5 protein-coding genes and 1 pseudogene are annotated in these 6,755 nt (G+C 40.2%); all 6 read left to right on the top strand.

Annotation, left to right across the window (positions count from 1 at the left end; translation table 11 throughout):
• Positions 1 to 94 precede the first annotated feature (94 nt).
• A complete protein-coding gene (locus tag HR060_RS10075; RefSeq protein WP_174200170.1) occupies positions 95 to 2,875 on the top strand; it encodes a M16 family metallopeptidase in 2,781 nt (926 codons plus the stop codon).
• A 163-nt stretch (positions 2,876 to 3,038) separates the two neighbouring features.
• Positions 3,039 to 3,605, top strand: a complete 567-nt coding sequence (locus HR060_RS10080) for an RNA polymerase sigma factor (protein WP_174200171.1) — start codon at positions 3,039 to 3,041, stop codon at positions 3,603 to 3,605.
• Positions 3,598 to 4,101: a hypothetical protein gene (locus HR060_RS10085; protein ID WP_174200172.1), complete on the top strand. Its 504-nt coding sequence runs from the start codon at positions 3,598 to 3,600 to the stop codon at positions 4,099 to 4,101. The genes HR060_RS10080 and HR060_RS10085 overlap by 8 nt, the downstream gene beginning before the upstream one ends.
• 14 nt (positions 4,102 to 4,115) lie before the next feature.
• Entirely contained in the window at positions 4,116 to 5,063 is a 948-nt protein-coding gene (locus HR060_RS10090; RefSeq protein WP_174200173.1) for a DUF4097 family beta strand repeat-containing protein, read from the top strand.
• A gap of 238 nt (positions 5,064 to 5,301) precedes the next feature.
• The gene (locus HR060_RS10095; protein ID WP_174200174.1) at positions 5,302 to 6,231 is read left to right on the top strand and encodes an SPFH domain-containing protein; all 930 of its coding nucleotides are present in this window, start codon (positions 5,302 to 5,304) and stop codon (positions 6,229 to 6,231) included.
• 108 nt (positions 6,232 to 6,339) lie between these two features.
• Positions 6,340 to 6,726, top strand: a pseudogene (locus tag HR060_RS10100) (IS3 family transposase); the annotation flags it as partial.
• Positions 6,727 to 6,755 lie beyond the last annotated feature (29 nt).

The following is a 6,755-nucleotide window of genomic DNA, read 5'->3' on the forward strand; positions in this document are numbered from 1 at the left end:
ATGTTAGCTTCGCAACCCATACAAAAAAATTAAATGACTGCTGGTAATCAATAGCAGTTCAACTACATCACAAAAGGATGTTAACAGAGGGTTTATGAAATTTATCAAAACTTCACTGGCAACGGCAGTTGCTGTGGCATGTCTTGGTTTAACGGCTTGTCAAAGTACTGGCGTAGGGCAAACACCTACCCAAGTTATTAATCAGCAAATCAAGCCAGCCGAGCTGACTTATGTTCGAACTGTTGAAGGTATTGAAGAGTACATGCTTGAAAATGGTTTGAAGGTTTTATTATTCAAAGATGATGCTCAGCCTAAAACCTTAGTTAACATCACTTATCGCGTGGGCTCTGTACATGAAGAGTATGGCGAAACGGGGATGGCGCATTTACTTGAACACATGCTATTTAAAGGCTCAAGTAACTACCCTAATGTTGATGAAGAATTTAAAAAGCGTGGCATGGGTATCAATGCGACGACTTGGCTAGATAGAACTAACTATTTTGAATCTTTCGAGAACAACCCTGAATCACTTGAGTGGGCATTGGGCATGGAAGCGGATCGCATGATCAACGCGACCTTTACCGAAGAAGAATTAAAAAGTGAAATGACGGTTGTTCGCAATGAAATGGAGCGCGGTGAAAATAACCCGATCCGTATCTTATTACAGCGTATGGCTTCAACTGGGTTTCTTTGGCACAACTATGGTAAGTCGACTATTGGTGCGCGTTCTGATGTCGAGAATTTCCCTTTCCCTAAATTGAGAGCTTTCTATAAAAAGCATTATCGCCCAGATAATGCGGTATTAACCGTTGCCGGTCGTTTTGATAAAGAACAAACATTAACTTGGATCCAAGAAAAGTTTGGCGTCATCGAACAACCTAGCACACCGATTGAACCTTTGTATACAGTCGAACCGACTCAAGACGGTGAACGAGAAGTCAATATTCGTCGAGCCGGTGAAATTCCTTATGTGGGGCTTATGTATCACATGCCGTCTGGTCTTCATACTGAAGCCGCTGCGGTAAGTGTTCTCGAAGCTATCTTAGCCGACTCTTCTCGTGGACGTTTAAAAACAGAGCTCGTCGACAAAGGAATATCAACTCGTGCAATGGCGTTTTCATTCTTACTAAAAGATAGTTCGCAGCTTTACTTCATTGCACAAGGTGAAAAAGGGCAAAACACTGCTGAATTAGAAGACGCTTTACTCGCTCAAGCTGAACAAATAGGGCAAACACCTATTACAGAACAAGAAGTAAAGCGTGCAAAAGCCGCTATTGCTAAACAAACAGAAATGGCGATGCGCAATGTACAAAATGTTGGCATGGAGTTATCTGAGTTTATTGCCAAAGGCGACTACCGTCACTTGTTCTATTTACGCGATTTAATCGAGCAAGTATCGGTGGAACAAGTTCAAGCCGTTGCTGATAAATACTTAATTCGCAGTAACCGTACATTAGGGCGCTTTATTCCAACTCCTACTCCAGTACGAGCTGATATTCCACGTCCAGAGTCGCTTGATGAAATCTTAAAAGATTACAAAGGGAAAGCGGCTGTTGTTGCGGGTGAAGTTTATGACAACACTGTGAGTAACATCAAAGCGCGTTTGGTTGAGTCAACGTGGCAGCAAGGCACGCAATTTATGGCTTATCCGAAAAAGCTTCGCGGTGACGCTGTTCACATTAGCATGGTATTTCCTGCTGGTAATTCAGCTAATTTAGCGGGCAAATCAACCTTATTTGATTTTGTCGGCGGACAAATTAAATCGGGCAATGCCAATTACAGCAAGGCGGATATTGCCGATAAATTAGATAGTTTGAAAAGCACGGTGAGTTTAGGTTCAGGTGATGGTGAGTTCACCGTTAATATTCAAACCGATAAAGCGAATTTAACGGAAACCATTAACTTTGTAGAAGCGTTATTAGCGAGTCCTACTTTCCCTGAAAATGAGTTGGCTATTGCTAAACGCGCCAGTATTTCATCTTTAGAGCAAGCTAAGACTGAACCAAACAGTATTACATCTGATTTATATAAAAAAGCACTTTACGATTACCCAGAAGGGCACCCTCACGCTTACTTGTCGTTTGATCAACAAATTGCAGCTGTTAAAGCGGTAACACCTGAGCAGTTAAGTGCGTTATACCAGTCTCATTTTTCTATCAATAATGGTTATATTGCTGTTGTGGGTGATGTTGATGCCGAACAGGTATCTTCACAATTACAGGCGGCACTTAAATCATTCAGTAAAGACACTGACTATCAATATATGCCGTCATCTTATAAATCGGCGCAAGGTCAAGTGCACAGTGCTGAAACACCAGACAAAGCTAATGCGTCATTGTTGGTGATGAACCGCCTAGATATGCAGCCTTCTCATCCTGACTATTTAGCTCTGAAGATTGCTAATTCTATTTTTGGCGGTGATACTTTTACCTCTCGTATTGGTAAGCGTATTCGCGTTCAAGAGGGTTACAGCTATGGTGTTGGTTCGGGTATGAGTGTATCTGACTTACAAGACCAAGGTTTGTTTTACGCTTATGCCATTACGGCGCCTGAGAATATGGAAAAAGTGATTGAAGCTTATCAGCAAGAAATTCAAAAAGTGGTTGAGAATGGCTTTACTCAAGATGAAGTGGATAGGGCGGTAGAAGGCTTTATTAATACGCGTAAACGCCGTTGGGCTGAAGATACCGCGGTGACTGGCATTTTAATTGGAGCTAAACAAGCGAATAAAGATTTGTCTGTCTATCAAGAGCAAGATGAAAAAGTCAAAACGTTAACCGTAACGCAAGTTAACAACGCTTTTAAACAATATATCGCAAGTCAAAAGCCAAACTTTTTCAAAGCTGGTGATTTTGCAAAGCTGGCTGAAAAATAACTTAAAAGTTATAAAAAGCTAAATCTAAACAAAGGCTTATTGGTATCTGTTGCCAATAAGCTTTTTTTTTGAAAAAGATTTAAACCTTTTTGCAGTCAGTTTGCGTCTAATACAGTGAACTCAGCCTTTTGGGTTCTATTTTTACAATAATGAAATTAGGGATATGGAAAATTTAGCAAGCAAATCATTGCCAGAGCAGGCTGATAACTTGATATTGCAAGCGCAAATGGGTAACCGTTTTGCGTTTTCTCAAGTTTATCAAAAGCATCATGGTCATGTTTATGCCTTGTGTTTACGACTGACGGCCAATACAACTTTGGCTGAAGATGCGTGTCAGGAAGTGTTTATTCACTTATGGCACAAGTTAGATAGTTTTGACCACCAATCGAAGTTCTCAACTTGGCTTCATACTGTGGCGGTTCGAGTTTGTATTAGTTACTTACGTAAACAAAAATCTTGGTTGCAGCGAGTAGTGCAGTCTGAAGATCAAGGTATTACAGAAGCGGGTTTAGTCGAAATACACGACTTAAACGGTTTAGATAAATTAATTTTAAAGTTGCCAGAAAGAGCAAGACAGGTTTTTGTTTTGGTAGCCGTTGAAGGCTATCGACACGAAGAGGTTGGTCAATTGCTGAATATCGCCGTCGGTAGCTCTAAGTCGCAATATCACAGAGCAAAAGGGTTATTGCAACAATGGTGGCAACAAGCAGGAGGGCAATTTGATGAATAATTCAACTGACCCTAATTTTGAAAAAGCACTTCAGACATCATTAAACAGTATGCCTGAAACTATGGTGCCAAAACGTGATTTATGGCGAGGTATTGACCAAGCTATCACTAAAAAGCAGCAAGACTCTGAAGTTCATAAACCAATTTGGAATGTACTTGGAGCAGTCGGTACAGCAGTGGCTTTGGCCTTGTTTGTTGTCAGTTACTTTAGCTCTTGGTCTGAGCATCAACTCGGTGTAACAGAGCCTGTTAAGTTAATGGCCAATAATTTTGCTAAAGATAAAAAAGCGCTATTGGCGTCATTTGGCAGCCAACCCATAGTGGTTAGTAACTTGGAACAACAACTGAGTGAATTAGCTGAGGCTGAATTGTCGGTAACAGAAGCATTGGAAAAAGATCCAAATAACCCAGCTCTGATCCGCATGTTAGCCAATATTTATAAACAACAGCTAGTGCTGATTCAAAAAGCGCATCAAAACCCAATTAACCAAATTTAAACCAGGTGAAGACAATGAACAATTTTAAAAAGATCATGTTGCTGGCTGCTTTTTCACCGTTAGCATTAGCCAGTCAAGACATTGATAAGACTCTTGAAGTAAGAATTCCAACTGATGTAGAAGTTGAAGTACCAAAAGGCAAAGTAAAAATAGTCGGCTGGGATAAAGCCGAAGTCAGAGTAAAAGGTACGTTAGATGATGGCGTTAAAGATTACCGTTTTAAACGCCTTGGCGGTAAAGTCGTCTTTGAAATTAATAAAGAAAGTGGTTGGAGCTCTAATAGCGACACCAACATCACATTCTATGTGCCTAATACTTTAGATTTAGAATTTGAAGGCACCAATACAGAAGTTGCCCTAAGTAGTATGCAAGGCTCAATTGAAGTAGCAACGGTTAACGGTTCAATTGAAGCGACAGATATCGAAGGCAAAATCGATTTAAATACCGTTAATGGCTCTATCATAGGTCGCAACTTAAGCGGGGTTGTCGAGTATGAAACCGTTAATGGCGATATCATGGATAAGGCTTCAAAAGGCAAGCAGCTAACGGTTGATACTATCAACGGTGAAGTAGAAATTAAGACGGCAATTAACCGAATTGAACTAGAAGGCGTTAATTTAAACGCTGAAGTTATCGCAGAGTCGTTATCAAAATTTGAAGTGAATACGGTTAATGGCGGTGTTGATTTAGAAGTTGATGAGCTTTTGAAAAATGCTAACATTGAAGTCGATAGTGTTCATGCCGACGTCATTATGAAATTGCCAACAGAACAAGGTTTTCAGGCTGAAGTGGTACTCCATAAAGGTGGCACGATTAGCAATCAGTTGAGTGCTGATGAAGTGAGCCGCCATTCTCGTCAAGGCTCTAGAAAACCCAAGATTTTAGAATTTACTTCAGGCAAGGGGGATACCCGCCTAGAGATAAACTCTGTCAGTGGTGATGTTTATTTAAAGTCTAAATAATACCAACATATCACTTATTAAGACCAAGCTCTTCTGGGCTTGGTCTTTTACTATCCCGCCTCACTTATTCGCTTTTTCCTTGGTGTTTTCTTGTTTTTTTAACTGAGCTTTACTGCTGAACGCTTGCTTGTCTCTAATTATTGGCGGTTAATCTGGCACTGCGTCTTTTTAGTTTTCGGCACAGTGATAAGTCGTTAAGATATTGAAAGGAATAAAAATACACTAGGAAGATATATTTATGCGCTTTAAAAACTCAGCCTCCAATGGGATTAAAAATACCTTGTTAATTTTAATGGCGATTTTAGTTTTGACGTTTGGTGGCTGCTCTATCATAGGTAAAAAAGTTCAAGTGCCACCTGCTCACGTAGGAAAAATCCTCACTAAAGATGGCTATAAATTAGAAACGGTTAAACCTTCAAAGTTTCGTTTAGACCCTTGTATTGCTTATTGTGATGCCTTGGTATTGTTAGAAGTTTCTGACAAACCTATGCGTGAAAGTTTTCAATTGTTTATGCCAAAAGATCAGCTCAATATGTCTTTTGACGTCCGAATGACGATGTCGGTTGTCAAAGAGCAAATCGACTCTATTTACGATCGTATTCCGCCGAATCAAGATTTGATTCCGTTTGAAACGGTTTACGTCACCTATGCTCAGCCTGTTATCCGCGATGTGGTTCGTCAAATTATCTCGCGTTATTCAATTAATGAAGTCGCGAGCTCTAGAGAAAGTATTTCTCAAGAGTTATTTCAAGCCGTCAGCAAAGCATTAGATGGTACGGCTTTATCAATTAAGCGATTTGGTTTGGCCGATGTGCAGTTTCCAACTGTGATCACTAATGCTAAGGAAAATGCAGCAAAAAGGCGTGAAGAAATAGAACAAGAGCGCGCACAGCTAGAAAAGCAAAAAATTATTCTAGAACGCGAGCTTGAACAAGCCAAGATGATGCGAGCCATTGAACGAGAAAAAGCCGAGGGCACGCGAGAAGTGAATGAAATACTTGCCAAATCAGTAAATGATAAATATTTGGCTTATCGAGGTTTAGAAGTGCTCGAGAAAATGGCGCAAAGTGATAATAAGGTCTTCGTGCCTGTTGAAGCATTAGGTACGGTGGGCTTACAGCAGGCGCTCTTTGAGCAGCAGGTTAAAAAAGCGAATAAAGGCCGGTAACCAAACTCGAAAAAGAAAAAAGCCCGTATTTGAATACGGGCTTTTTTTGTACCTATGACCCGTCCTGAATAAGGTTGACACTTTTCCAACTTCAATTTGGAGAAGATAATGAAACCAATAACTAAGCGTACACAAAAAGATTATTCACTTGCCTTTAAATTATCCGTCGTTGATAAAGTAGAAAAAGGCGAATGTACTTACAAACAAGCGCAAGACCACTACGGTATTCAAGGTGCTTCAACCGTTTTAACTTGGCTTCGCCGATATGGTCAACTAGATTGGAGTAAAGGTACTCCCAATCATATGAATGAGCTTCCCCTTATGTCTAAACCCAATGACTTAACACCTGAGCAAAAAATCAAAGCCCTCGAAAAAGAGCTAGAAGATACCAAGATAAAAGCACAATTCTTTGAAACGATAGTCGATGTACTTGATAAAGATTTCGGAGTACGTATCACAAAAAAGCAACGCAACGCGTTATTGAAGAAAAAAACATAACCAAGCTATCTGTCAGTAGAGCTTGT

It is taken from the genome of Marinifaba aquimaris (genome assembly GCF_013328345.1).
In the GTDB taxonomy this organism is placed as follows: Bacteria; Pseudomonadota; Gammaproteobacteria; order Enterobacterales; family Alteromonadaceae; genus Marinifaba; species Marinifaba aquimaris.